The sequence below is a fragment of the Mycobacterium sp. NGS58 genome (assembly GCF_059812385.1).
The window spans coordinates 1-25,795 of sequence record NZ_JCALCO010000023.1 but is presented as its reverse complement, the minus strand read 5'-3'; the positions used below and the strand labels follow the sequence as shown (position 1 = coordinate 25,795).

Sequence of the window (25,795 nt, the reverse complement as noted above, 5' to 3'; positions counted from 1 at the left end):
TGCTATCTATGTTAGCGTTTCGGCAATCGACGACATGGAGGAACCATGGCCTACGACGTGATCATTCGCGACGGATTGTGGTTCGACGGCACGGGGAGCCCACCCCTGACGCGCACGCTCGGTATCCGCGACGGCGTGGTGGCCACGGTCTCCACGGAGGCGCTGGATGAGACCGGGTGCCCCGAGGTGATCGATGCGGCCGGCAAGTGGGTCGTCCCGGGTTTCCTTGACGTGCACACCCACTACGACGCCGAGGTGCTGCTGGATCCCGGCTTGCGTGAGTCGGTGCGCCACGGCGTCACCACGGTGCTGCTGGGCAACTGCTCGCTGTCGACGGTCTACGCCGATTCCCAGGACGCCGCCGACCTGTTCAGCCGGGTCGAAGCGGTGCCCCGCGAATACGTCTTCGGCGCGCTGGATTCCCACCGGACCTGGTCGACGGCCGCGGAGTACGCTAAGGCCATCGACGCCCTGCCGCTGGGGCCCAATGTCGGTTCACTGCTTGGTCATTCGGACCTGCGGGCCGCGGTGCTGGGGCTGGATCGGGCCACCGACGCCACCGCGCGGCCCACCGAGGGCGAGCTGGAGAAGATGGCCGAGCTGCTGGACGAGGCCCTCGACGCCGGTCTGCTCGGCATGTCCGGGATGGACGCGCCCATCGACAAACTCGACGGCGAACGGTTCCGCTCACGCGCGCTGCCGTCCACCTTCGCGACGTGGCGGGAACGGCGCAGGCTGATCAAGGTCCTGCGCAAGCGTGGCCGGATTCTGCAAAGCGCCCCCAACGTGGCGAAGCCGTCGACCGGAATGCTCTTCTTCCTGGCCAGCAGCCGGTTGCTCAACCGGGGTAAGGGCGTCCGGATGAGCATGCTGGTGTCCGCCGACGCCAAGTCGATGCCGCTGTCGGTCTACGTGTTCGGCCCGGGGACTCGTCTGCTGAACAAGCTGCTGGGCTCGCAAGTGCGATTCCAGCACCTGCCGGTGCCGTTCGAGTTGTACTCCGACGGAATCGACCTGCCGGTCTTCGAGGAGTTCGGCGCCGGAACGGCCGCCCTGCACCTGCGAGACCAGTTGGACCGCAACGCGTTACTGGCGGACAAGGAGTACCGCCGCAAGTTCCGGCGCGAATTCGACCGCATCAAGCTCGGACCGTCGCTGTGGCACCGCGACTTCCACGACGCGGTCATCGTCGAATGCCCGGACAAGTCGTTGATCGGCAAGAGCTTTGGCGCGATCGCCGACGAGCGCAGGCTGCACCCGCTCGACGCTTTCCTGGACGTGCTCGTCGAAAACGGTGAACGCAACGTCCGGTGGACGACCGTCGTCGCCAACCATCGCCCCAAACTGCTGGACGCGCTCGCCAACGAAGGCAGCGTGCACATGGGCTTCTCGGATGCCGGGGCGCACCTGCGCAACATGGCGTTCTACAACTTCGGACTGCGGATGCTCAAGCGCACCCGCGACGCCTACCGCGCCGGCGCGCCGTTCATGTCGATCGAGCGCGCGGTGCATCGGCTCACCGGTGAACTGGCGGAGTGGTTCGGCGTCGACGCCGGCACGCTGCGGCAGGGTGACCGTGCGGACTTCGTGGTGATCGACCCGGCCGGTCTCAACGAATCCGTCGACGGCTACCACGAGGAAGCGGTGCCCTTCTACGGCGGCCTGCGGCGCATGGTGAACCGCAACGACGACGCCGTCGTCGCCACCGGTGTGGGCGGCGTCGTCGTCTTCGGCGGAAGCCACCTCAAAGGCGAATTCCGGGACGGCTACGGACAATCCGTGCGGTCGGGCCGCTACCTGCGGGCGGGGGAGCGCGTCCGCAGGGAGCGCGGAGCGCGGACAGTCAACGCCTGACATGGCCAGAACCCAGCAGCAGCGGCGCGAAGAAACCGTCGGACGGCTCCTGGACGCCTGCATCGAAACCATCATCGAGGTCGGCTACGCCCGGGCGTCCGCCGCGGTGATCACCAAGCGGGCCGGGGTGTCGGTGGGCGCGCTGTTCCGGCACTTCGACACCATGGGCGACTTCATGGCGGCCACGGCATCGGAGGTGCTGCGCCGCCTGATGGAGCGGGGCATCAAGCAGGTCGCCGCGATACCGCCCGAGGAGCCTCCGCTGGAGGCGGGCCTGACGATTCTGCGGGATATCACCCACAGTCCGGGGAACGCAGTGCTCTACGAACTGCTGGTCGCCGCGCGTACCGACGAGAAACTCAAGGCCACCCTGCAGCAGGAACTCGGGCAGTATGCCGAGAAGATCATCGATGCTGCGCGGACGCTGCCGGGTGCGGAGCGGTTCCCCAAGGACAAGTTCCCGGTGATCGTCGGACTGCTGACGAACGTCTTCGACGGCGCCGCTCTGGTGCAAAGCATCATCCCGCAGCCGGAGCTCGACGAACAGCGGATCCCTGTGCTGACGGCGCTGCTGAGAGCGGCTCTTGAGGATCCCGCCTTCTAGAGCGAGCCGATACTGGACTGCGGGCTCTGCGCGAAACCCCAGTCGAACAATGTCGCCGCCTGATCCCAGTACGTTGGGCCGCCCTCCTTGATCAGCCCGTACATCATGGCGATCACCAGCCGGCGGCCACCGCGCGCGGCGGCGCCGACGAAGGTCTTGCGGGCGGCGTTGGTGAAGCCGGTCTTGCCGCCGATCGCGCCGGGATAGCGCTGCAACAGTTCGTCCTGGTTGGTGATCGGGTGGTCGCCGTTGTCGCCGGGGAACATCGCCGACGGCTCGGCGGTGATCTGCGCGAACACCGGGTTGGCCATCGCTGCGCGGAAGATGACGGCCAGGTCGTGCGCCGTCGACGCGCCCGAACCGCCCGGGCCGTCCAGGCCGGACGGCGTCGCCGCGTGCGTGTTGGTGGCGCCCAGCGACGCCGCCTTGGCGTTCATCTTGGCGACCGTGACGTCCGGCCCGCCCAGCATGTGCGCCAGGGTGTTGGCGGCGTCGTTACCCGAGACCAGCAGCAGGCCGTCGAGGAGTTGGCGCGCGGTATAGGTGCGGCCCGGTTTGATGCCGACGCAGTTGCACTCCACCTGGGTGTCGGCGACGTCGGCGACGACCGTCGAGTCCAGGCTCACCGAATCCAGGACCACCTGCGCCAACAGCGTCTTGATGGTGCTCGCCGGCGGGTGCGGCACGTTCTGGTCGCGACCGGCCAGCACCTGGCCGCTGTCGAGGTCGGCGACGATCCAGGTCTGCGCGGGGCCGTCGGGAATCGGGATCGAGCCGACCGGCTGCGTGTTGTCGGCCGACGCGGTGGACAAGGTGACGGTGGCGGCGCAGGTACCGAGCGCGAGCAGGGTAGCGGCTGTGGCCGTGAGCTTCCGCATGGCCGCAAAGTCTAACTTCCGCCCGTGTCCGAGTCCGATGTTCAGTACTGTCCGTTGCATGTTGAGCCTGGCCGAGATATCCGACCGCCTCGAGATCCAGCAGCTTCTGGTGGATTACTCCACCGCAATCGACCAGCGGCGATTCGACGACCTGGACAAGGTCTTCACGCCCGACGCCTACATCGACTACACAGCGCTTGGCGGCATCGAGGGCCACTACCCGGAGGTGAAGAAGTGGCTGGCCGAGGTGCTGCCCAACTTCCCGGTTTACGCGCACATGCTGGGCAACTTCTCGGTCCGGATCGACGGGGACAAGGCGTCGTCGCGGGTGATCTGCTTCAACCCGATGGTGCTGGGCGGCGACAAGGACCAGGTGCTGTTCTGCGGACTCTGGTACGACGACGAGTTCGTGCGCACGCCCGACGGCTGGCGTATGACGCGGCGGGCGGAGACCAAGGTCTTCCAGAAAGTGATGTGAGGCGCGTGTCCGATGGCGGTGACCCGCCGCGCGCGGCTGCGCCGCTCCGGCTGACCCGCCGCGCTTGCGATCGCCGCGTCCGCGATTTCTGATCACCGCCCCTGGTCTGGCACAATGGGCGGCTGTCCGCCGAGCGATCACGCATCGCCGACCGGTCATACACGCGAGGCAAAACCGGATCCGGGCATCCCGCCCCGATCGCCGAATTGCAGCGTGACACACACAGGAGCGCTTAACCATGGCTGTGAAGATCAAGCTCACCCGGCTTGGCAAGATCCGCAATCCCCAGTACCGCATCTCCGTCGCCGACGCGCGCACGCGCCGCGACGGCCGCTCCATCGAGGTCATCGGCCGCTACCACCCGAAGGAAGAGCCGAGCCTGATCGAGATCAACTCCGAGCGCGCCCAGTACTGGCTGTCCGTGGGTGCCCAGCCCACCGAGCCCGTCCGCAAGCTGCTGCAGATCACGGGCGACTGGCAGAAGTTCAAGGGCCTGCCGGGCGCCGAGGGCCGCCTGAAGGTCGCCCCGGCCAAGCCCAGCAAGCTGGAGCTGTTCAACGCCGCGCTGGCCGAGGCCGACGGCGGTCCGAGCACCGAGGCCGCGAAGCCGAAGAAGAAGGCCCCCGCCAAGAAGGCCGCGAAGGCCGCAGAAGAGTCTGCTGAGCCGGAGGCCGCGGCCGAGGCGCCCGCGGAGACCGCCGCTGAGGCCGAGGCGCCCGCCGAGGGCGGCGAGCAGGCCGAGCCGACCACCGAAAGCTGACCGCGGCGATGAGTACGGTTGTCGTTGACGCTGTTGAGCACCTGGTTCGCGGGATTGTCGACAACCCCGACGACGTCCGGGTGGACATGGTGACCAGCCGCCGCGGGCGGACGGTCGAGGTCCACGTTCATCCCGACGACCTGGGTAAGGTGATCGGCCGCGGAGGCCGCACCGCGACCGCGCTGCGCACGCTGGTGGCCGGGATCGGCGGGCGCGGCATCCGTGTCGACGTGGTGGACACCGACCAGTAGGCCAGCGCTGCTCATGGAACTCCCTTGGAGTTGACCGTCGGGCGCGTGGTGAAAGCCCACGGCGTCAGCGGCGAGCTGGTGGTGGAGATCCGCACCGACGATCCCGACGCCCGTTTCTCGCCCGGTAACACGTTGCGCGCCAAGCTGTCTCGCGGCGGCGCCGAACGCAGCTGTGTCATCGAGAGTGTGCGCGAGCACGGCGGCCGGCTACTGGTGCGCCTGGCCGGCGTCACCGACCGTGACGCGGCCGACGCGCTGCGCGGCACCATGTTCGTCGTCGATTCCGAGGACTTGCCCGACATCGACGAGGCGGACACGTACTACGACCATCAGCTCGAGGGCCTGCGCGTGCGCACCACCGCGGGACAACCAGTCGGTGTCGTGGCCGAGGTTTTGCACACCGCGGCGGGTGAACTGCTGGCGGTGCGGTGCGAGACGGGTGACCAGGAGCGGGAAGTGTTGGTGCCGTTCGTGACTGCGATCGTCACGGCGGTGTCGCTGGCCGACGGAACCGTCGACATCGACCCGCCCGAAGGCCTGCTGGACCTGTAGGCCTTCGGTATGAGAATCGACGTCGTCACGATCTTTCCGGCCTATCTGGATCCGCTGCGGCAATCGTTGCCGGGCAAGGCGATTCAGTCCGGCCTGGTCGATCTGCAAGTGCACGACCTGCGGCGCTGGACGCATGACGTGCACCGCTCGGTGGACGATTCGCCCTACGGCGGCGGCCCGGGAATGGTGATGAAGGCGCCGGTGTGGGGTGAGGCGCTCGACGAGATCGCTTCTGCGGAAACGCTTTTGGTTGTTCCCACCCCGGCCGGCCGGTTGTTCACGCAGGCGACGGCCGCCCGCTGGAGCGTCGAGACCCACCTGGTGTTCGCATGCGGTCGCTACGAGGGCATCGACCAGCGGGTCATCGAGGATGCCGCGCGGCGGATGCGGGTCGAGGAGGTTTCCATCGGCGACTACGTGCTGCCCGGCGGCGAGTCGGCGGCGGTGGTGATGATCGAGGCCGTGCTGCGCCTGCTCGACGGGGTACTCGGCAATCCCGCGTCGCACCAGGAGGATTCGCACTCCCCGCGGCTGGACCGGCGCCTGGAGGGGCCCAGCTACACCCGGCCGCCGAGCTGGCGTGGGCTCGAGGTCCCCGACGTGCTGCTGTCGGGTGACCACGCGCGAATCGCGGCGTGGCGCCGGAAGATCTCGCTACAACGCACCCGCGAACGCCGCCCCGAGTTGCTCGAGCCCGGCCGTCGGGTCGAGCCGGACGCCGATGGGACTCCTTAGAGACCGTGTCGGGGCGCGTCGATGCGGCCCTCGGGAAAGATCGTCTTCACCGCGCGGGTGATGGTGTCGCGGGCGGTGGCGTCATCGGTGGTCTGCAGGGACTGAACCACCATGATGTAGCGGCGGTCGGCGCCGATCACCCCGGTCGACAGGTGCATCCAGTCGCTGCCGATGCAGCACATCCAGCCCTGCTTGACCGCGACCGGCTCGGCGTACAGGCCGTCCGGGATGCCGAATCGCTGCGGGTAGCCGTCGAGCCCGTTGGGGGTGGACTGCGCCAGGTCGTTGACGATGATCTTGGCGTCATCGGCCGGCAGGCCACCCGATCCGTCCAGCAGCATCTCGTAGTAGCGAATCAGGTCGGTCACCGAGCTCATGGTGTTCCACCACCGCCCATCGCCGGGCGGGGTGGTGGAGGACAGGCCGTAGCGGGCGGCCACCTCGGTGATGATGGCGGCTCCGCCGCCCTGACCCCAGAACCTCTCGGCCGCGCCGTCGTCGGACGACTGCAGCATGATGTCCAGGGCCTGGCGGTCATCGGCGCTCAGCGGTGTCTTGCCCTCGCTTTCGTGCAGCAGCAGGTCGTCGGCGATGAACAACTTGGCTACCGACGCGGTGCCGATGACCTGGCTGTTTCCGTTCGCGATCAACTGATGGGTGGATCGATCGAGGATGGCCACTGACAGGGCGGCGCCGCTGCCGGCGGCCTCGTCGGCGGCGTGCTGGACGCGCGCCTGGAGCTGACCGAATCCCGGACTCGGTAGCGCCTGGGCCTGCGGCGGGGGAGCGGCCGCCTCGACCATCAGCGCGGCCGACTGGGGGGGCGCCGAGGTGGGCGGCGCGGAGACGACCCGAACGGGTGCGGTGACTGGCAGGCTGTACACCTTTGCCTGGACCAGCGCCTCGGAACCGGCGGCAACCACCAACGTCACCGCCGCGGTGGCGGTGATCAGCGTCAGCGGATGTACCCGCATGCCCCTCCTCCGGCGTGACCTCGGCACAGTGCAACAGCGGGCCCCTCGCGCCACCTGCACCGGCCATCACGCTCCTGTGCGGGTAGCGCGTTCTGACCCCAGTCATATTTACCATTTACCAGCGCGTTTGGCGCGCTGTGAACCGCCGACTCGCTGTGATTTTCGCGGCAAGCGCCCCGTCTGGCACAATTGACCAGTTGTCTCCAGCGGTTGCAGGCCGGTTGAGCCGTTTTCCGCCTGCTGCGAGATACGCCAGAAAGCCCGAAACCATTCGGCTCGGCGACCGCCTCACACCTGTGTGTGGGTAGCTGTCGTCGGCCGCGACCGCAAGGAAGTGTCTCGCATGAACCGGCTGGACTTCGTCGATCAGGCGTCGCTGCGCGACGACATCCCGGTGTTCGGCCCGGGTGACACCGTCAACGTGCACGTCAAGGTCATCGAGGGCGCCAAGGAGCGTATCCAGGTGTTCAAGGGCGTGGTGATCCGTCGCCAGGGCGGTGGCATCCGCGAGACTTTCACGGTGCGCAAGGAAAGCTATGGCGTCGGCGTCGAGCGGACCTTCCCCGTGCACTCGCCCAACATCGATCACATTCAGGTGGTGACCCGCGGTGACGTCCGCCGCGCGAAGCTGTACTACCTGCGTGAACTGCGCGGCAAGAAGGCCAAGATCAAGGAGAAGCGCTGAGCCGGGACGCCTTGGCGGCGCTGCTGATTCGTCCCATCATTTCTCCGGTGCGCCGGTTGACCGGCCCACAACGTGCGCTGGCTACGCTGATCTCGTGACCGATACCGCGGATTCATCGAAGCCCGAGTCCCACACCGGCGAGTCAGATCCGAAGGTCTCTACCCGCAACCCGGACCCGGACGAGGCCGAGACCACGACCGGCTCGGTCCCCGAACCGGCGCCGACGGCGGACGCGCCCGACGAGGGCGAGCCGGCGGACTCCAAGCGTTCGACGTTGCGCGAATTCGCGCTCCTCGCGGTGATCGCCGTCGTCCTCTACTACGTCATGTTGACCTTCGTGGCGCGGCCGTACCTGATCCCCTCGGAATCGATGGAGCCCACGCTGCACGGGTGCACCGGGTGCGTCGGCGACCGGATCATGGTCGACAAGGTCAGCTACCGTTTCAGCACGCCGCGCCCCGGTGACGTCATCGTCTTCAAGGGTCCGCCGCCGTGGAACCTCGGCTACAAGTCGATCCGGTCCAACAACACCGTGCTGCGCTGGGTGCAAAACGCGCTGTCCTTCGTCGGCTTCGTGCCGCCCGACGAGAACGACCTGGTCAAGCGGGTCATCGCGGTCGGCGGACAGACGGTGCAGTGCCGGGCCGACACCGGGTTGACGGTCGACGGCAAGCCGCTCAAGGAGCCGTACCTGGACCGCACCACCATGGCCGCCGACCCGGCGGTGTACCCCTGCCTGGGCAGCGAGTTCGGGCCGGTGGCCGTCCCGGCCGGGCGGCTGTGGGTGATGGGCGACAACCGCACGCACTCGGCGGATTCGCGGGCCCACTGCACCAGCGTGCCCGCCGAAGCCCTCAAGGGCGTCCTGTGCACCGGCGACCCGACGTCGGGAACCGTGCCGGTGTCCAACGTGATCGGAAAAGCAAGGTTCATCGTGTGGCCGCCGTCCCGCTGGGGCGGCGTGGGCTCGGTGAACCCACAGCAAAATCGATAACCGTGGCCACGACGTGGCCGCCGCGGACGGTGATCCGTAAATCGTCGGGGTTGCGCACCCTGGAGTCCGCGCTGTACCGCAGCGGTTTGGGGCCAGTGGCCGGCGTCGACGAGGTCGGCCGCGGCGCCTGCGCCGGGCCCCTGGTGGTGGCGGCCTGTGTGCTCGGGTCGGGGCGAATGGAAAGCCTTGCCGCGCTTGATGATTCCAAGAAGCTGACCGAGGCCGCCCGGGAGAGGCTGTTCCCGCTGATCCGCCGTTATGCGCTGGCCTATCACGTCGTGTTCATCCCGCCGGCCGAGGTGGACCGGCGCGGCGTGCATGTCGCCAACATCGAGGGGATGCGCCGTGCCGTCGCCGGGCTGTCGGTGCGGCCGGGCTACGTGCTGAGCGACGGGTTCCGGGTGCCGGGGCTGGCCGTCCCGTCGCTGCCGGTGATCGGTGGCGATGCGGTCGCGGCGTGCATCGCGGCGGCCAGTGTGCTGGCCAAGGTCAGCCGGGACCGGTTGATGGTCGCGATGGAAGCAGACCATCCCGGCTACGGCTTCGCCCTGCACAAGGGCTACAGCACACCGGCGCACAGCACGGCGCTGGCGCAGCTGGGCCCGTGCCCCGAACATCGTCGTTCGTTCATCAACGTGCGGCGCGTGGCCGACGGGTGGGGCGAGCGGGTGGTGGCCGACTGCCAACCGGACCCACCGCTGCAGCGCGACGGATATCGGTGAGGAAAGATGGGACCAGGATTGCCGCCCCGGCGAACGGCAGCTAGCGCCGGGATGCCCGGGGAGAGCTGTCTGGGAAAAGGACGTCTGAGCAGATGAGTGCAGAAGATCTCGAAAAGTATGAAACCGAGATGGAGCTCTCGCTGTACCGCGAATACAAGGACATCGTCGGCCAGTTCAGCTACGTCGTGGAGACCGAACGGCGGTTCTACCTGGCCAACAGCGTGGAGATGACGCCGCGGAACGCCGACGGTGAGGTCTACTTCGAGCTGCGACTCTCCGACGCCTGGGTGTGGGACATGTACCGGCCGGCACGGTTCGTCAAGCAGGTGCGTGTGGTCACCTTCAAGGACGTCAACATCGAAGAGGTCGAAAAGCCGGAACTGCGGCTTCCCGAGTAGCCGGCGCTAGCTATTCGGCGGGAGCTGGTCATCGCCGGGGACGGGCAACTGGCCGCGCCGGTCGATGACCTCTCGGGCGACGTCGGCCAGCTTGATGTTCAGCGCCTGGGAGTGGCGCCTCAGCAGGTCGAAAGCCTCGTCCTCGCTCATCTCGTGCAGCATCATCAGCATGCCGACGGCTTTGCCGATCTCGCGGTTGCTGATTAGCCCGCGCCGCAGGCTCGCCGCATCCTCGCCCTTGGCGACCGCGTTGATGGCGACGCTGGCGAAAGCGGCCAGCACGGCCGCCCGACCCGCGGACTCGGCGTCGAACATGTTCGGGGTGTCGCTGAACAAGTTGAGCGCGGCGCCTTTGCGCTTGTCGACCAGCAGGCGAAATCCCATCGCGCCGCGCACCGGAGTTTCTGCGACCAGGACCTCCGCCAGCTTGGGCCACAGCGACGGCGTGGTCAGGTCCGTGTCGATCTGCGGCGTCTCCTCCTCGATGGCGTCGATGCACGGGCCGTCGCCGGCACGCCGTTCGAGGTCGTCGATGGCCTGCGCCAGCCGGTCGCTGGCACCGACGGTGATGTATTTGTCGTTCTCGCGCACCAACAGGCTGGCGTGGTCGCAGCCCCGGACGGTCAGGGTGGCGGCCACGCAGATGGCGGCGTACATCTGGTTGACGTCCGATCCCTGGTAGATGATCTCGGCGAGGGCAGCGAAAACCGTCGAGGGGTCAGCCTTCTCCCCACCGCTGGCGGATGCGTCCGCGCCGGTCTTCGATTCGTCCGCCATGCTGCTTCCTCGTTTCGGTGTCGGCGGTGTGACCGCTCCGATCGCCGTAGATTATCGGTTGCCGTGACCAGCCTTACACCCTGTTTCGTCCCGTTCCGTCGATCCGGGCATCCTGGCCGGTCACGGTTGACCGCAGAGCCCTCGCTGACCATGCGGAGGACCCCGCACGTCCAACCCCTCACGAATCGCGGGACGCTGGAAAGATGGTTCTATCACGCGCCGATTGCGCGCGCCGGGGGCACCGCGACGTTCCGATACGGGGTTTCGGCCGGCAGCGGGAGGGAAGGACGTTCTGATGGGAGTGACCGTCGCGGTGACCGGACCAACCGGGGAGATCGGTATCTCCGCGGTGACGGCGCTGGAGCGCGAGCCCGCCGTCGACGCGATCATCGGGATGGCTCGGAGGCCGTTCGACCCGTCGTCGCGCGGCTGGCTGAAGACCAGCTACCAGCAGGGCGACATCCTGGATCGTGAGGCAGTCGACGCCTTGGTCGCGCAGGCCGATGTGGTGATCCACCTGGCCTTCATCATCATGGGTTCGCGCGACGAGAGCGCCCGGGTGAATCTCGAAGGCACGCGCAACGTGTTCGAGGCGACGGTGGCCGCCGAGCGGCCCCGGCGCCTGGTGTACACCTCGTCGGTGGCGGCATACGGCTACCACTCCGACAACCCCATCCCGCTGACCGAGGACGTGGCCGCGCGGGGATCCGCGGAGCACTACTACTCCGAGCAGAAGGCGGCCTGTGAGGAGCTGCTGGCCGACATCACCAAGGGCTCATCGCTGGAGGTGTTCGTCCTGCGGCCCTGCGTGGTGGCGGGGCCCAGCGCCACCGCCCTGGCCGACGCCATGCCGTGGAACCAGCTGCCCGGCCCGATGCGTGCCGTGGTCAAGGCCGTCCCGATCCTGAAGCCCGTGGTGCCCGATCCGGGCTACCCACTGCAACTCGTCCACCACGACGACGTCGCGACGGCGATCGCGCTGGCGGCCACCACCCCGGCGCCGCCCGGGGTCTACAACATCGCCGGCGACGGGGTCGTGACGGTGGCCGACGTGGCCAGGGCTTTGGGCGGTCGCCCGGTGCGGGTTCCCGCCGTGGCCGCCACGGCGGCCTCGGCGGCGATCTCTCGCATGCCGGGGGTACCGTCCATGCTCGAATGGCTGCACACCGCGCGGACGTCGATGGTGATGGACACCACCAAGGCCAAGACCCAACTGGGCTGGCGTCCGCTGCACACTTCGGCCGAGACGTTGGAGGCGCTGGCCGCGGGGGCGTGAGAGCGCAAGGGGCGAGCCGTTTTTCGCCCGACCCGTTTACTTGGCAGCACCGGGTGTCGCCGTCGGCTGTGGATGGACGACGCACTGGGGATAACCGGCCGGTGCGGGCGCCCACGGGACGCGATGATGGCCCGTCTCGTCGGTGGCGCGGGGCACCTTGACCCCATGACGACCGGAACGACGATGACCCGGATCCAGCTGGGCGCGATGGGCGAGGCGCTCGCCGTGGATCATCTGATGCGGATGGGATTGCGCATCCTGCAACGCAACTGGCGCTGCCGCTACGGCGAACTCGACATCATCGCCCGCGACGACGCCACTTCGACAGTGGTGTTCGTCGAGGTGAAGACACGCACCGGGGACGGATACGGGGGACTGGCGCACGCGGTCACCCCGCGCAAGGTTCTACGGTTGCGCAGGCTGGCCGGGCTGTGGCTGGCCGGCCAGGCCCAGCGCTGCGCGGCGATCCGCATCGACGTGATCGGCGTGCGGATCGGCCGCCGCCGGACCCCGGAGATCACCCACCTGAAAGGGATCGGCTGATGGCGCTGGGACGCGCGTTCTCCGTCGCGGTCCGCGGCGTGGACGGGCAGATCGTGGAGATCGAAGCCGACATCACCTCCGGGCTGCCGGGTGTGCACCTGGTGGGCCTGCCCGACGCCGCCCTGCAGGAGTCGCGCGACCGCGTCCGGGCGGCCGTCACCAACTGCGGCAACACCTGGCCCATGGCGCGGCTGACGCTGGCGCTGTCGCCGGCGACGCTGCCCAAGATGGGGTCGGTCTACGACATCGCCCTGGCCGCCGCCGTGTTGTCCGCGCAGCGCAAGGCGCCGTGGGACCGGCTGGAGAAAACGGTGCTGCTCGGCGAGCTGTCTCTGGACGGGCGGGTCCGGCCGGTGCGCGGGGTGCTGCCCGCAGTGCTGGCCGCCAAGCGCGACGGCTGGCCGGCCGTGGTGGTCCCCCTGGACAACCTCGCCGAAGCCAGCCTGGTCGACGGCATCGACGTGTGGGGCGTGCGCACCCTGGGGCAGTTGCAGAAGTGGCTCAGCGGCGGCCTCGCCCTGGACGGCAGGATCGACGCGCAGCCCACGGACGGCGAGCCCGCGGCAGATCTGGTCGACGTGGTCGGGCAGACGCAGGCGCGGTTCGCGGTGGAGGTGGCCGCGGCCGGAGCCCACCACCTCATGCTCACCGGGCCGCCGGGGGTGGGCAAAACCATGCTCGCCCAACGCCTTCCGGGGTTGCTGCCGCCGCTGAGCGAGGCCGAGTCCCTGGAGGTCACGGCGATTCACTCGGTGGCCGGCCTGCTGTCGGGCGACACGCCGTTGATCACCAGACCGCCTTTCGTGGCACCGCACCACAGTTCCAGCGTCGCCGCGCTCGTCGGCGGAGGCTCCGGGATGGCCCGCCCGGGCGCCGTCAGCCGCGCGCATCGCGGGGTGCTCTTCCTCGACGAGTGCGCCGAGATCCGGGTCAGCGCGCTGGAAGCCTTGCGAACACCGTTGGAGGACGGCGAGATTCGCCTCGCCCGCCGCGACGGGGTGGCGTGTTACCCGGCCCGATTCCAGCTGGTGCTGGCCGCCAACCTGTGCCCGTGCGCCCCGGCCGACCCGCAGGACTGCCTTTGCGCGGCGGCGGCCAAACGCCGCTATCTGGGCAAGCTCTCGGGGCCGCTGCTGGACCGGGTGGATCTCCGCGTGGAGATGCATCAGGTGAAGGCCGGGGCATTCGCGGGCGGAGACGGCGAATCGACGGCGCAGGTCCGCCAGCGGGTGGCGCTGGCCCGCGCGGCCGCCGCCCAGCGCTGGCTCCCACACGGATTTCGCACCAACGCCGAAGTCAGTGGGGCGCTGCTGCGCCGAAAGTTCCGTCCCAGCAACGCGGCAATGGAGCCGCTGCAAAGGGCGCTGGATCGCGGACTGCTGAGCATCCGTGGCCTCGACCGCACGCTGCGCGTCGCGTGGAGCTTGAGCGACCTGGCCGGCCGCACGTCTCCCGGGACCGACGAAGTCGCCGCAGCGCTCAGCTTCCGCCAACCCGGGGCGCAGCGATGAGCGCCCCGACCCACGGGCCCGGCGCGCTACCAGCGCACCAGCGTCAGCCAATCGGTGTGCCCGCCCCGCAACGCTATCGCCACGGTCACCAGGATCGCGAACGCGCGGGCGAATTGGGCGATGGCGCGACCGCTTTCACCCCGCTGTTCCATCTCCCGCAACCCGATGCAGGCCAGGCCGATGCCGATGATCGGGATCGGGAAACCGATCCAGCTGACCAGGCTGAGCGCGAAGGCCGCGACGGCCCAGGGGTTTACCGGCCGCTCGGACACGCGGTACGCCATCGGCAGGTCGAGGATCATGGGTCGTTCCGTTCGTTGCGGGCCGGTGTGCGGCGGGTGACTGACAACGCCACATTCGCGTGCGGGGCTCGAAGGACTCTTGGCGGATCCTTGGAGCGAAAGGCGCGGCGATGACGACGGCGCTCGACGATCCCGCGCTGCGCGCGTGGGCCTATCTGTCCCGGGTGGCCGAGCCGCCCTGCGCCGAACTCGCCGCCCTGGTGCAGCACGTCGGCCCGGTGGAGGCCGCCGAGCGGATCCGGCGGGGACTGGTCGACGACAACCTGGCCCGGCGCACCGAAGCCCGACGCGAAATCGACCGCAGCGCAGACGATCTCGAGATACTGGGCCGCCGTGGCGGACGGTTGATCACGCCGGACGACGATGAGTGGCCGCTGCTGGCGTTCGCCGCATTCCGCGGTGCCGCAACGCGGCCCGGTGGCGGTGCGCCGATGGTTTCGCCGATGGTGTTGTGGGCGCTGGGACCCGTGCGGCTCGATGAAGCCGCGCACCGGGCCGCGGCCGTGGTCGGGACCCGCGCTGCGACCACGTACGGCGAGCATGTCGCGGGCGAACTGGCGGCCGGTTTGGCGCAGCGCGACGTCGCGGTGGTCTCGGGCGGCGCGTACGGCATCGACGGCGCGGCGCACCGCGCCGTGCTGGACTGCGACGGCATCACCGTGGCCGTCCTGGCCGCCGGGCTCGACGTCCCCTACCCGAGTGGTCACACCGCACTGCTGCACCGGATCGGCCAGCAGGGGCTGCTCTTCACCGAATACGCGCCCGGTATCCGCCCGTCCCGCCACCGGTTCCTGACCCGTAATCGTCTGGTCGCCGCCGTGGTCGGGGCCGCCGTGGTGGTGGAGGCCGGTCTGCGCAGCGGCGCGGCCAATACCGCGGCGTGGGCGCGCGCGTTGGGCCGGGTGGTCGCCGCGGTGCCGGGCCCTGTCACGTCGTCGGCGTCGGCGGGCTGCCATGCCCTGCTGCGCAACGGCGCCGAGCTGGTCACCCGCGCCGACCATGTCGTCGAGCTCGTCGGTCACATCGGCGAACTGGCTCGCGACGAGCCGCATCCGACGACGCCACTCGACGGCCTCAGCGACGCCGAGCGCCGGGTCTACGAGGCGTTGCCTGGCCGCGGCGCGGCCACGGTCGACGAGATCGCGGTCGCATCCGGAATGGTGCCCGAGCTGGCGCTGGGGCCGTTGGCGATGCTCGAGCTCGCCGGGTTGGTACAGCGCCAAGGCGGGCGGTGGCGAATTGTCCGGGTCGCCGCAGGTCAGGCCGCATCAACGACGCGACTCGTATAGTCGACCGGGGGTTGGGGTTTGGATAGGAGGACAGGTGGCGGGTCGACCACTGCAACGCTTCGAGGTTGTCGGTACCGAACAACTCACACGGCACATGATGCGGATTGTGCTCGGGAGCAATGACTTTGGCGCTTTCGTGCCGAGCAAGTTCACCGACTCCTACGTCAAGCTGGTGTTTGTCGCCGACGACGTCGACGTGGCCGGCTTGCCCGAGCCGCTGACCCTCGACAGCTTCGCGGACCTGCCGCCGGAGAAAAGGCCCTCGGTGCGGACGCTGACCGTCCGCCAGGTCGACATCGACAAATGCCGCATCACACTCGACATCGTTGTGCACGGAGAGCACGGCATAGCTGGTCAATGGGCGTCCACCGCCCAGCCCGGCCAGCCGATCTACCTGATGGGCCCAGGCGGCGCGTACACACCAGACCCGGCCGCCGACTGGCACCTGCTGGCCGGCGACGAATCGGCGTTGCCGGCCATCGCCACGGCATTGGAAGCGTTGCCGCCCAGCGCGGTCGGCAAGGCGTTCATCGAGGTCGCGGGCCAAGAGGACGAGATCCCGCTGACCGCACCCGAAGGCGTCGAGGTGCACTGGGTCTATCGCGGCGGCCGCGCCGACCTGGTTCCCGAGGACCGTGCCGGCGACCACGCGCCCCTGATCGAGGCGGTGACCAGCGCCCCCTGGCTGCCGGGTCAGGTGCACGTCTTCATCCACGGTGAGGCTCAGGCCGTCATGCACAATCTGCGTCCGTACATTCGCAAGGAGCGCGGCGTGGACGCCCGATGGGCGTCGTCGATCTCGGGGTATTGGCGTCGCGGCCGCACCGAGGAGACCTTCCGGCAATGGAAGAAGGAACTGGCGCAGGCGGAGTCGGCGAACTCGTCAGCGTGACGCCCGCCTGGCATTGTCTTTCGCATGGCATTCGGCGACTACCAGAACGAGATCTACTTCAAGGGCCTGGGTGGGGTGGCGCCCCCGCTGCCGATGGCGTTCGCGGAGCTGGAGGCGCGGGCCGAGCGGGCCATGCCGCCGTCGGTCTGGTCGTACGTCACCGGCGGCGCCGGCGACGAACGCACGCAGCGCGCCAACCGGGAGGCGTTCGATCACTGGGGCCTGATACCGCGCATGTTCGTCGGTGCCGCGGCCCGCGACCTCTCGGTGGAGATGTTCGGTCTGACCTTGCCGTCGCCGGTGTTCATGGCGCCGATCGGCGTCATCGGGATCTGCGCCCAAGACGGCCACGGCGACCTGGCCACCGCACGCGCTGCCGCGGCCACCGGCGTCCCGATGGTCGTTTCCACCCTGACCGCCGACCCGATGGAAGACGTCGCCGCGCAGTTCGGTGACACCCCCGGCTTCTTCCAGCTGTACACGCCCAAGGATCGTGACCTGGCCGCCAGCCTGGTGCGGCGGGCCGAGGCCGCCGGCTACCAGGGCATCATCGTCACCCTCGACACCTGGATTCCGGGGTGGCGCCCGCGCGACCTCACCACCGCCAACTTCCCCCAGTTACGGGGGCTCTGCCTGAGCAACTACACCAGCGACCCGGTCTTCCGCGCCAGCCTGCAGCGCCCGCCGGAAGAGGACCCGCAGGGCACCGTGCTGCAGTGGGTGACCACCTTCGGAAACCCGCTGACATGGGACGACCTCGGCTGGCTGCGGTCGCTGACCAACCTGCCGCTGATCATCAAGGGAATCTGTCATCCGGATGACGCGCGGCGCGCCAGGGATGGCGGCGTCGACGGCATCTACTGCTCCACTCACGGCGGCCGCCAGGCCAACGGCGGCCTGCCCGCCCTCGCGTGCCTGCCCGGAGTCGTCGAGGCGGCCGACGGGTTGCCGGTCCTGTTCGATTCGGGGATCCGCAGCGGCGCCGACGTCGTCAAGGCGCTCGCACTGGGGGCCACGGCCGTGGGCATCGGCCGGCCGTACGCCTATGGCCTGGCGCTCGGTGGCGCCGACGGCATCGTGCACGTGCTGCGCTCGATCCTGGCCGAAGCCGACCTCATCATGGCCGTCGACGGCTACCCCACGCTCAAAGATCTCACCCCGGACACACTTCGGCGCGTCGACTAGAGCGCCCCGACGGCGCCTGCGACGGTGGGGACGTGCAGGCGATCCTCGACGAGTTCGACGAGTACCTGGATTTGCAGTGCGGCCGTTCGGCGCACACCCGGCGCGCCTACCTCGGCGACCTGCGCTCGCTGCTCGCCTTCATCGGGGAGCGAGGCGCCGGTCTGGACGGGCTGAGCCTGCCCCTGCTGCGCTCCTGGCTGTCCGCCGCGGCCGCGGCCGGTGTCGCCCGCACGACGCTGGCTCGCCGCACCTCGGCGGTCAAGGCCTTCACCGCGTGGGCCGTGCGGCGCGGTCTGCTGACCGGGGACCCGGCCGCCCGGCTGCAGGTTCCGAAGGCCCACCGCACCCTGCCCTCGGTGCTGCGCCAGGATCAGGCCGCCGACGCCATGGCCGCCGCCAAATCCGGTGCGCAGCAAGGCGATCCGCTGGCACTGCGGGACCGGCTGATCGTGGAGATGCTCTACGCCACCGGGATCCGGGTCAGTGAGCTGTGCGGCTTGGACGTCGACGACGTCGACACCCATCACCGGCTGGTCAAAGTCCTCGGGAAGGGCAACAAGCAACGCAGCGCGCCGTTCGGCGGGCCGGCCGGTGAGGCGCTCAACGCCTGGCTGGCCGACGGCCGCCCGGCGCTGGCGACCGCGGAGTCGGGTCCGGCGCTGCTGCTGGGCGCGCGGGGCCGCCGGCTCGACGTCCGCCAGGCGCGCACGGTCGTGCATCAGACGGTCGCCGCGGTAAACGGGGCGCCGGACATGGGGCCACACGGCCTGCGGCACAGCGCGGCCACGCATCTGCTCGAAGGCGGCGCTGACCTGCGCGTCGTCCAAGAGTTGCTCGGCCATTCGAGCCTGGCGACCACCCAGCTGTACACCCACGTCGCGGTGTCCCGGTTGCGCGCGGTGCATGATCAGGCCCACCCTCGGGCGTGAGCCCCGCCCGCAGCCCTGGTGGCCGGGGTCGCCGCGCTTCGCGTCCCACAAGTTGCAGCGGCCACATCAAACCCAGGCGGGAAGGCGCACCGCGGGTGCCCGCCTCCAAGCGACAAGCCGTTTCCGCGGGTCATCGGCCCGTACCGGTGATCATCGGCTCGCCACGGGATTGTCGCTCGAAGACGGGCACTGAGCCTGTCCACCCGCGCAGCGACTCCTGTGGCTCCTGTGACTTTGCGCGCCGGTAACCGGCGGCCCTAGCGGCTTGAGCCGGATCGGCGTGGACTTGAGCAGGCCCAGCGGATCGACGTAGTCCGCACGCGACGCCGGACCCCACATCGCGCCCCAGTGCAAACACGCCGCGACCGGGCACCCGGCATGCCCGGCCATCAGCTCGCCGATGACGGTCGCGGCCGTCACCGGCTGGCCGGCCCGCACTGCCGCCCGGACCGGCTCATAACTGGTGTGCAATCCGCCGGGATGGGCCACCGACACCACCGCCCGACCGGCCAGAAGCCCTGCGAACACCACGGTTCCGGCGCCCGCCGCGTACACCGGCTGACCGGCGGCCCCGGCCAGGTCGACGCCCCGGTGTCCGGGATTCCAGTCCGGCGACGGGGCGTCGAATCCCCGGGCGACGGCAGGGCGCGGGCGCAGCGGCCAGTCCAGGCGGTCCTCGGCGGCACCCGCTGGCACCGCGCTGACCAGGCCCGCACATAGCAGCAGCGCCGTCCATCGCATCCAGGCAGTTCAGCGCGCCACCGCCGGCCCGGCCACCCGGCTTCGCCTGTCTTGTGGACGAACCGGCCCGGCTGGGGAAGCGCGGCAAAACCACCTGCTGAGTCGGTGTAAACTGCTGGTCGCAGCTCGTTCGCGGGCTGACTTCGCGCGTCTGCATCGCGTCTCTGGTTCCACGAGGAGTTCGCACCGCATGCCGGGCGGTCCCGTCCAACAACGGGTCCGGCATCGCAGCAGCCGCCAGGGCCCGGCCTCACCCGATGCCAGGCGACAACCGACACAAGTAAGGCACCACCATGGCCGTCGTAACCATGAAGCAGCTGCTGGACAGCGGCACCCACTTCGGGCATCAGACCCGTCGCTGGAATCCCAAAATGAAGCGGTTCATCTTCACCGACCGCAACGGCATCTACATCATCGACCTGCAGCAGACGCTGACCTTCATCGACCAGGCGTACGAGTTCGTCAAAGAGACCGTCGCCCACGGCGGCAGCGTGCTGTTCGTCGGCACCAAGAAGCAGGCGCAGGAGTCCGTTGCCGCCGAGGCGACCCGCGTCGGCATGCCGTACGTGAACCAGCGCTGGCTGGGCGGCATGCTCACCAACTTCCAAACCGTGCACAAGCGGCTGCAGCGCCTCAAGGAGCTCGAGGCGATGGAGCAGACCGGTGGCTTCGAGGGCCGCACCAAGAAGGAAATCTTGATGCTGACCCGTGAGAAGAACAAGCTGGACCGCAGCCTCGGCGGCATCCGCGACATGGCCAAGGTGCCGTCGGCCATCTGGGTCGTCGACACCAACAAGGAGCACATCGCCGTCGGCGAGGCCCGCAAGCTCGGTATCCCGGTCATCGCGATCCTGGACACCAACTGCGACCCCGACGAGGTCGACTACCCGATCCCGGGCAACGACGACGCGATCCGTTCGGCCGCGTTGCTGACCAAGGTCATCGCGTCCGCCGTCGCCGAGGGCCTGCAGGCCCGCGCCGGAGTCGGCCGTGGCGACGGCAAGCCCGAGGCCGAGGCCGCCGAGCCACTCGCCGAATGGGAGCAGGAGCTGCTGGCCTCCGCTACCACCACCGCCCCCACCGACGCCGCTGCGGGCACCCCCGAACCAACACCCACGGAAGGCTGATATGGCGAACTTCACCGCCGCCGACGTCAAGCGGCTTCGGGAACTCACCGGCGCCGGCATGCTCGACTGCAAGAACGCGCTGGCCGAGAACGACGGCGACTTCGACAAGGCCGTCGAGGCGCTCCGGATCAAGGGGGCGAAGGACGTCGGCAAGCGCGCCGAGCGTGCGACGGCCGAAGGTCTGGTCGCGGCCCAGGGCGGCGCGCTGATCGAGCTGAACAGCGAGACCGACTTCGTCGCCAAGAACGCGGAGTTCCAGGCGCTGGCCGACCAGATCGTCGCCGCGGCCGTGTCGTCGAAGGCCAAGGACGTCGACGAGCTCAAGGCCGCCGCCGTCGGTGACAAGACCGTCGAGCAGGCGATCGCGGAGCTGTCGGCCAAGATCGGCGAGAAGTTGGAGCTGCGCCGCGTCGCGAACTTCGACGGCACCGTCGAGACCTACCTGCACCGCCGGGCGGCCGACCTGCCCCCCGCGGTCGGTGTGCTGGTCGAGTACCAGGGCTCGGACACCGAGGCGGCCCACGCCGTCGCGTTGCAGATCGCGGCGCTCAAGGCCCGCTACCTGTCCCGCGACGACGTGCCGGAGGACGTGGTCTCCAGCGAGCGCCGCATCGCCGAGGAAACCGCCAAGGCGGAGGGCAAGCCGGAGCAGGCCCTGCCCAAGATCGTCGAGGGCCGGCTGAATGGCTTCTTCAAGGACGCGGTGCTGCTCGAGCAGCCGTCGGTGTCGGACAGCAAGAAGACCGTCAAGGCGCTGCTCGACGATGCCGGTGTCACCGTGACGCGGTTCGTCCGCTTCGAGGTGGGTCAGGCGTGACTCGGGCCTGACCCCGATCCGGCCGGCACAAGCCGGGAAATCTCCCGGGGGCACGGGCGCGCGGGCTAGCGTCAGTGCCATGCGATACGTGCACGCGTTCGGTGATGATGCCCTGGGCGATCTGGACACGGTCGGCCTGGCCGACGCTCTGAAGTCCGGTCGAATCGGCAGGGCCGAGGTGGTCGAGGCCGCGATCGCGCGCACCGAGGCCGTCGATCCGCTGCTGAACGGGTTGGCGTACGCGGCCTTTGCGCAAGCGCGGGCGGCCGCGGCGCAACCCGCGAGCGGTTACTTCGCCGGCGTCCCGACGTTCATCAAGGACAACGTCGACGTCGCCGGTCAGCCCAGCATGCACGGCACCGACGCGTGGACGAGCTCCAATGCCGTCGCGGACAGCGTCTTCACCCAGCTGTTCCTGGCCACCGGGCTGATCTCGGTGGGCAAGACACAGTTGTCCGAATTCGGGTTCAGCGCCTCGGCCGAGCACCCGCGGCTGGGTCCGGTCCGCAACCCCTGGGACACCGAATACACGGCGGGCGCGTCGTCGTCGGGTTCGGGTGCGTTCGTCGCCGCCGGTGTGGTGCCCATGGCGCACGCCAACGACGGCGGCGGTTCGATCCGGATTCCGGCCGCATGCAACGGTTTGGTCGGACTCAAACCGTCGCGCGGCCGGCTGCCTTTGGACGCGACGCTGCGCCGGATGCCGGTCGGTGTCGTCGTCAACGGCGTGGTGACCCGTTCGGTTCGTGACACCGCAGCCTTTTACCGGGAGGCCGAGAGGATCTGGCGCAACCGCAAGCTGGCGCCGGTCGGGGACGTCACCGCACCCGGCCGGCAGCGGTTGCGGATCGCCGTGCTGACCCGGTCGGTGCAGCGGGAGTGCAGTCCGCAGATGCGGGAACTGACGTTGAAGTCCGCCGGCTTGCTCGAGGAGTTGGGCCACCGGGTCGAACACGTCGACGAGCCCCCGGTCGCGGCCAGTTTCGCCGACGACTTCGTCATGTACTGGGGATTTTTGGCGCTGGCCCAGGTAACCGGCGGGCGCCACCTGTTCGGCGAGACGTTCGATCGGACCAAGCTGGACAGCCTGACGCTCGGTCTTCTTCGCCACACCAGCCGCAACGTCCATCGCCTTCCCACGTCGATCGTCCGGCTGCGCCGAGCGCGCAGACGCACCGCACAGTTTTTTCGTACCTACGACGCGGTGCTCACACCGACCGTCGCCGACGAGACGCCCCGCGTCGGATTCTTGGCGCCCACCGATTACCAGCAGGTCATCAGCCGGTTGATCGACTGGGTTTCGTTCACCCCGCTGCACAACGTCACCGGCGAACCCGCGATCTCGCTGCCGCTGGCTCAATCCGCCCACGGCATGCCGGTGGGCATGATGCTGTCGGCCGATATGGGGCGGGAATCTTTGCTGCTCGAATTGGCCTACGAACTCGAAGAGGCGCGACCGTGGGCGCGTATCAACGCCACCGGCTAGTTCGAACCTGATCCCGCGCAAGCGGGAGGTACCCCATCCGCCGCGGCCGACTACAGCTAGTCGGAGCCGAGCTTCTCGAGCATTCTCTTGAACTCGCGCTGCTGAGTTTCGGTGAGCCTGGCCAAGATCCGGGCGTCGGCGCCGCGGACCGCTGCTTCGGCCCGCTTGAGCAGGGCGCGGCCCGGGCCGGTCAGGTTCGCCGGGAGCGCGCGCCCCGAGGACACCGACGACGGCCGCGCCACGGCGCCGACCTCTTCCAGCTTGCGCAGCACGGTGTTCATCGCCTGAGGGGTGACATTGGTGTGGCGGGACAGCTCGGCGCTCGACATCCCCGGAAACATCGAAAGTATCCGCAGGCAAACGAATTCGGGCAGCGTCAGGCCCAGCGGACCCAAAGCGGTGGCGACTTCGGGTCGCAACACCGCGCCAACCCGGTAGAGAAGGTAGCCCAGCGGAGCGTCGTCGGCCTGATTCATGTCAACGATATTGACATACTTCCCCCGGGCCGTTGCGCACATCGTTCAGACCGCGATTGTCCGCGCCGCGACGGGGTAACCGATCGGTTACCCGAAGCGGGTGCGGTCGACGAGGAGGTTCGATGCCGAAGACGACGAAGGGCGGCGCGGCCAAGAAGAGCGAATTGCCCAGCACGCTGCGACGTTCGAACGCCAAGGCCCAGCGTACGTTCGCCAAAGCCCATGACGCGGCCGCCGACGAATACGGCAGCGAGGAGCGCGCCCACCGGGTGGCGTACGCCGCGGTCAAGCACAGCTTCGAAAAGGTCGGCGACCACTGGGAGCCCAAGGATCAGAAGGGCCCATCCGACGAGCGGGCCGAGCGCGGTGGGCTGCGGCCAACCGGGCAGTCGGCCGAGGGCGTCGACGCCAACGCCAGCAAGAAGCACCTGCTGGACCTGGCGCGCCGCCTCGACATCGCCGGCCGGTCCACCATGAACAAGTCGGAGCTGGTCGACGCGATCAAGAAGCACAACCGCCGGGTTCGGGGCCGCTGAACGCGATCGCCACCACCGCGCCGATCGTCGCGCGGCCGTAGCTTTCGCCTTGGACCATCGCGCTTTTGGCGCCGGCTGCCGGTTAGGCGGTCGCGCGCTGCGTCGTCCGGCCCCATTCGTGTTTGCTGGCGACAGCGGCCTCGCGAACGGCGTTTGAAGTGCCCCTGCATCGGGAAGCCTGCGGCAGGGTTGATCCGCCATGCCCTTGCGGCTGTGATTGTGCACCGGTCAAGGGCGGCTATCGCGTTAAACGAACAGCGCCGAGTCGGGGGATGGCTGCGCCGTAGCGCGATGACTCGGAGTCCGTGTATCCGCCGGTTGGCAAGCCGCCGTCCATCGCTCACTAAAAGTCGGCAATCGATCGTCGCGGCGTCGCGGCGTTGCTTTGTCGACCTGATCCGACGAGGAAGGACTACGGGAAGACATGAGTGGCCCGCTCGGCTTATCGATCGGGACGGCCAACCTGGTGGCCGCGCGCACGGGCAGCGCCCCGCTGACCCGTGCCTCGGTTTTGACGCTGTTCGGCCACCGGCCCCCGGAGGTGGGCATGCCGGGCGAGAATCCTCGCCTCAACGAGCCCGGCCTGCTGATCGGCGGCTTCGTCGAGCGGGTCGGAGACAGCGAACCCATACTGGCCGCCGACGGATCGCCCTACTCCAGCGCGGGCCTCACCGCCGCCGCGCTCGACGGGATGGCGCGCAGCGTCGGTTGTGGGGCGCCGGCCGCCATCGCGGTGCCCGGGCATTGGAACGAGCGTCAGGTCGCAGCCCTGCGCGCGGCATTGCGTGGCTACCCCGCCCTCACGCCCGAAACGCCACCGGCTTTCATTTGCGACGGCACGGCCGCGTTGGCCGCGTTGTATGCCCAACCCGGATTTCCCAGCGACGGCGCTGTGGTGCTGTGCGACTTCGGCGCGAGCGGCAGCAGCGTAACCCTTGTCGATGCGGCCGCCAACTTCCGTCAGATCGCGCCGACGTTGCGCTACACCGGTTTCTCCGGCAACGAACTCGATCAGATAATCCTGCGACATGTCGCCTCGAACGCCGGTGCCGACGCCGCCGGCACGGCGCCGCTGGCGCCGCTGGGTCGTCGCCTCGAACAATGCCGAAGCGCGAAGGAGCAGCTGTCGTCGGCGACGGTCGCCGTCATCCCGGCCGATCTTCCCGGTGTCGGAGCGGACGTCCGGTTGGCCCGCGGCGAGTTCGAGGGGCTCATCTGTGAGCCTCTGCAACGATTTATCGACTGCATCGTAGACGTATTGCAACGCAATGGAATTCCGGCGCATCGGCTCGCCGCAATCGCCACCGTCGGCGGCGGCGCGTGTATCCCGCTGGTCACCGACTTGCTGTCGGAGCGCCTGCAGGCGCCGGTTATCACCACATCGCAACCTCTGCTGAGTGCGGCCATCGGCGCAGCGGTCCTGGCCCAACTTCGTTCGCCGGCCGGTGCGCCGGGCCCGGCTGCCGCAAGCGCCGCGCCGACCACCATCGGCCAGGCGCCGGCCGCGCTGACGGAAGGCGTCGCCGTCGCTTCGACGGCATGGGCCGCCGGGGCCGCCTACAGCGCCGCGGGGCAAGCGGCCGCCGACGGCGACCAGTCGGCGACCTACCGCGCCCTGGCCTGGTCCCAGGAAGCTTCCGGCGAGCTGCCCATACCTGCAGCCGATGACGATGCCGTCGACCATGGGGGCGTCGCCGCAGCCCCGCCGAGCGCCGAAGTATCACACGGTGCTCCGGCGGTTGCACCCAGACGGCGGCGAGGGCGATGGTTGCGACGCCTGGCGGTGCTCGTCAGCGCCGCCGGCGCGGCCGCATTGGTGCTGCTCGTGGCCGGCGGGCTGGCGGTGCGACTGGGGGGCGTTGGGAAGAAACCCCCCGATCATGTGCGCAGCGTAACCCCGCCCGTCGAGTCGTCGCGGCTAGAACTTCCGCCGCCGGCGCCCACCAGTGCCGCCCCGGTCTCACCGAAGTCCGAATCGACGGAATCGCCGTTGCCGCAGTCGGTTACCACCACGCGACCACCG

26 protein-coding genes and 3 pseudogenes are annotated in these 25,795 nt (G+C 69.2%); 23 read left to right on the top strand and 6 right to left on the bottom strand.

What is annotated here, in order from left to right:
* Positions 1–8 precede the first annotated feature (8 nt).
* Both AC5Y4H_RS20105 and AC5Y4H_RS20100 read left to right on the top strand, forming a co-directional pair.
* Positions 9–1,854 (top strand): annotated as a pseudogene (locus AC5Y4H_RS20105) (N-acyl-D-amino-acid deacylase family protein).
* Position 1,855: 1 nt separating this feature from the next.
* Positions 1,856–2,458, top strand: a complete 603-nt coding sequence (locus AC5Y4H_RS20100; protein WP_499984324.1) for a TetR/AcrR family transcriptional regulator — start codon at positions 1,856–1,858, stop codon at positions 2,456–2,458.
* Here the strand turns inward: AC5Y4H_RS20100 and AC5Y4H_RS20095 are convergent.
* Positions 2,455–3,336 (bottom strand): D-alanyl-D-alanine carboxypeptidase family protein, encoded by an 882-nt coding sequence (locus AC5Y4H_RS20095; RefSeq protein ID WP_499984323.1) that lies wholly within the window; start codon positions 3,334–3,336, stop codon positions 2,455–2,457. The two genes, AC5Y4H_RS20100 and AC5Y4H_RS20095, sit on opposite strands and share 4 nt — an antisense overlap.
* A gap of 58 nt (positions 3,337–3,394) precedes the next feature.
* Between AC5Y4H_RS20095 and AC5Y4H_RS20090 the strand changes: the two genes are divergently transcribed.
* From AC5Y4H_RS20090 to trmD, 5 genes are all read left to right on the top strand, one after another.
* The gene (locus tag AC5Y4H_RS20090) at positions 3,395–3,814 is read left to right on the top strand and encodes a nuclear transport factor 2 family protein (protein WP_499984322.1); all 420 of its coding nucleotides are present in this window, start codon (positions 3,395–3,397) and stop codon (positions 3,812–3,814) included.
* 238 nt (positions 3,815–4,052) lie between these two features.
* Positions 4,053–4,574, top strand: coding sequence for a 30S ribosomal protein S16 (rpsP, locus tag AC5Y4H_RS20085; protein WP_499984320.1), 522 nt, complete (start codon positions 4,053–4,055; stop codon positions 4,572–4,574).
* Between the two features lie 8 nt (positions 4,575–4,582).
* The gene (locus tag AC5Y4H_RS20080; protein ID WP_003878715.1) at positions 4,583–4,825 is read left to right on the top strand and encodes an RNA-binding protein; all 243 of its coding nucleotides are present in this window, start codon (positions 4,583–4,585) and stop codon (positions 4,823–4,825) included.
* A 24-nt stretch (positions 4,826–4,849) separates the two neighbouring features.
* A complete protein-coding gene (rimM, locus tag AC5Y4H_RS20075; protein WP_499984319.1) occupies positions 4,850–5,377 on the top strand; it encodes a ribosome maturation factor RimM in 528 nt (175 codons plus the stop codon).
* 9 nt (positions 5,378–5,386) lie between these two features.
* Positions 5,387–6,112 carry a tRNA (guanosine(37)-N1)-methyltransferase TrmD gene (trmD, locus tag AC5Y4H_RS20070; protein ID WP_499984318.1) on the top strand — a complete coding sequence of 242 codons (726 nt, stop codon included), beginning with the start codon at positions 5,387–5,389 and terminating at the stop codon, positions 6,110–6,112.
* Here the strand turns inward: trmD and AC5Y4H_RS20065 are convergent.
* Entirely contained in the window at positions 6,109–7,086 is a 978-nt protein-coding gene (locus tag AC5Y4H_RS20065; RefSeq protein WP_499984316.1) for a serine hydrolase, read from the bottom strand. The two genes, trmD and AC5Y4H_RS20065, sit on opposite strands and share 4 nt — an antisense overlap.
* 343 nt (positions 7,087–7,429) lie before the next feature.
* On the opposite strand from AC5Y4H_RS20065, the gene rplS reads away from it, so the two are divergent.
* The 4 genes and pseudogenes from rplS to AC5Y4H_RS20045 all read left to right on the top strand — a co-directional run bounded on the left by rplS (position 7,430) and on the right by AC5Y4H_RS20045 (position 9,885).
* Complete coding sequence (gene rplS, locus AC5Y4H_RS20060) at positions 7,430–7,771, top strand: 50S ribosomal protein L19 (RefSeq protein WP_067130769.1); 342 nt, start codon at positions 7,430–7,432, stop codon at positions 7,769–7,771.
* A gap of 94 nt (positions 7,772–7,865) precedes the next feature.
* Positions 7,866–8,765: a signal peptidase I gene (gene lepB / locus AC5Y4H_RS20055; RefSeq protein WP_499984315.1), complete on the top strand. Its 900-nt coding sequence runs from the start codon at positions 7,866–7,868 to the stop codon at positions 8,763–8,765.
* Positions 8,766–8,767: 2 nt separating this feature from the next.
* Positions 8,768–9,575: pseudogene (locus AC5Y4H_RS20050) on the top strand (ribonuclease HII).
* Between the two features lie 4 nt (positions 9,576–9,579).
* Positions 9,580–9,885 carry a DUF2469 domain-containing protein gene (locus AC5Y4H_RS20045; RefSeq protein WP_003875077.1) on the top strand — a complete coding sequence of 102 codons (306 nt, stop codon included), beginning with the start codon at positions 9,580–9,582 and terminating at the stop codon, positions 9,883–9,885.
* A gap of 6 nt (positions 9,886–9,891) precedes the next feature.
* Here AC5Y4H_RS20045 and AC5Y4H_RS20040 read toward each other — a convergent pair whose 3' ends face one another.
* On the bottom strand, positions 9,892–10,662 hold the full coding sequence (locus tag AC5Y4H_RS20040; protein ID WP_499984313.1) for a GAF and ANTAR domain-containing protein: 771 nt from the start codon (positions 10,660–10,662) through the stop codon (positions 9,892–9,894).
* A 295-nt stretch (positions 10,663–10,957) separates the two neighbouring features.
* Between AC5Y4H_RS20040 and AC5Y4H_RS20035 the strand changes: the two genes are divergently transcribed.
* The 3 genes from AC5Y4H_RS20035 to AC5Y4H_RS20025 all read left to right on the top strand — a co-directional run bounded on the left by AC5Y4H_RS20035 (position 10,958) and on the right by AC5Y4H_RS20025 (position 13,992).
* Complete coding sequence (locus AC5Y4H_RS20035; protein ID WP_499984310.1) at positions 10,958–11,938, top strand: NAD-dependent epimerase/dehydratase family protein; 981 nt, start codon at positions 10,958–10,960, stop codon at positions 11,936–11,938.
* Between the two features lie 165 nt (positions 11,939–12,103).
* A complete protein-coding gene (locus tag AC5Y4H_RS20030) occupies positions 12,104–12,481 on the top strand; it encodes a YraN family protein (protein WP_499984308.1) in 378 nt (125 codons plus the stop codon).
* The gene (locus AC5Y4H_RS20025) at positions 12,481–13,992 is read left to right on the top strand and encodes a YifB family Mg chelatase-like AAA ATPase (RefSeq protein ID WP_499984307.1); all 1,512 of its coding nucleotides are present in this window, start codon (positions 12,481–12,483) and stop codon (positions 13,990–13,992) included. Before AC5Y4H_RS20030 ends, AC5Y4H_RS20025 begins: the two co-directional genes overlap by 1 nt.
* Positions 13,993–14,018: 26 nt before the next feature.
* On the opposite strand, the gene AC5Y4H_RS20020 is transcribed toward AC5Y4H_RS20025, so the two are convergent.
* Positions 14,019–14,294, bottom strand: coding sequence for a DUF4190 domain-containing protein (locus AC5Y4H_RS20020; RefSeq protein WP_499984305.1), 276 nt, complete (start codon positions 14,292–14,294; stop codon positions 14,019–14,021).
* A gap of 110 nt (positions 14,295–14,404) precedes the next feature.
* Between AC5Y4H_RS20020 and dprA the strand changes: the two genes are divergently transcribed.
* From dprA to AC5Y4H_RS20000, 4 genes are read left to right on the top strand one after another with little or no spacing between them, the layout of a single operon-like run.
* Positions 14,405–15,583 carry a DNA-processing protein DprA gene (gene dprA / locus AC5Y4H_RS20015; protein WP_499984303.1) on the top strand — a complete coding sequence of 393 codons (1,179 nt, stop codon included), beginning with the start codon at positions 14,405–14,407 and terminating at the stop codon, positions 15,581–15,583.
* A gap of 34 nt (positions 15,584–15,617) precedes the next feature.
* Entirely contained in the window at positions 15,618–16,475 is an 858-nt protein-coding gene (locus AC5Y4H_RS20010) for a siderophore-interacting protein (RefSeq protein WP_499984302.1), read from the top strand.
* Positions 16,476–16,499: 24 nt separating this feature from the next.
* Complete coding sequence (locus AC5Y4H_RS20005; protein WP_499984301.1) at positions 16,500–17,660, top strand: lactate 2-monooxygenase; 1,161 nt, start codon at positions 16,500–16,502, stop codon at positions 17,658–17,660.
* Between the two features lie 32 nt (positions 17,661–17,692).
* On the top strand, positions 17,693–18,589 hold the full coding sequence (locus tag AC5Y4H_RS20000) for a tyrosine recombinase XerC (protein WP_499984300.1): 897 nt from the start codon (positions 17,693–17,695) through the stop codon (positions 18,587–18,589).
* Between the two features lie 258 nt (positions 18,590–18,847).
* On the opposite strand, the pseudogene AC5Y4H_RS19995 reads toward AC5Y4H_RS20000, so the two are convergent.
* A pseudogene (locus AC5Y4H_RS19995) lies at positions 18,848–19,330 on the bottom strand (M23 family metallopeptidase); the annotation flags it as partial.
* Positions 19,331–19,623: 293 nt separating this feature from the next.
* Here AC5Y4H_RS19995 and rpsB point away from each other — a divergent pair.
* The 3 genes from rpsB to AC5Y4H_RS19980 all read left to right on the top strand — a co-directional run bounded on the left by rpsB (position 19,624) and on the right by AC5Y4H_RS19980 (position 22,760).
* Positions 19,624–20,457, top strand: coding sequence for a 30S ribosomal protein S2 (gene rpsB, locus AC5Y4H_RS19990; protein ID WP_499984298.1), 834 nt, complete (start codon positions 19,624–19,626; stop codon positions 20,455–20,457).
* Between the two features lies 1 nt (position 20,458).
* The gene (gene tsf / locus AC5Y4H_RS19985; RefSeq protein WP_499984296.1) at positions 20,459–21,274 is read left to right on the top strand and encodes a translation elongation factor Ts; all 816 of its coding nucleotides are present in this window, start codon (positions 20,459–20,461) and stop codon (positions 21,272–21,274) included.
* Positions 21,275–21,353: 79 nt separating this feature from the next.
* On the top strand, positions 21,354–22,760 hold the full coding sequence (locus AC5Y4H_RS19980) for an amidase (RefSeq protein WP_499984294.1): 1,407 nt from the start codon (positions 21,354–21,356) through the stop codon (positions 22,758–22,760).
* Between the two features lie 56 nt (positions 22,761–22,816).
* On the opposite strand, the gene AC5Y4H_RS19975 is transcribed toward AC5Y4H_RS19980, so the two are convergent.
* The gene (locus tag AC5Y4H_RS19975) at positions 22,817–23,236 is read right to left on the bottom strand and encodes a MarR family winged helix-turn-helix transcriptional regulator (RefSeq protein WP_499984292.1); all 420 of its coding nucleotides are present in this window, start codon (positions 23,234–23,236) and stop codon (positions 22,817–22,819) included.
* A gap of 122 nt (positions 23,237–23,358) precedes the next feature.
* Here AC5Y4H_RS19975 and AC5Y4H_RS19970 point away from each other — a divergent pair, with 122 nt between their 5' ends.
* Positions 23,359–23,772, top strand: coding sequence for a ChaB family protein (locus AC5Y4H_RS19970; protein WP_499984291.1), 414 nt, complete (start codon positions 23,359–23,361; stop codon positions 23,770–23,772).
* A gap of 424 nt (positions 23,773–24,196) precedes the next feature.
* The coding region (locus AC5Y4H_RS19965; protein ID WP_499984290.1) for an Hsp70 family protein at positions 24,197–25,795 on the top strand (1,599 nt) is incomplete at its 3' end.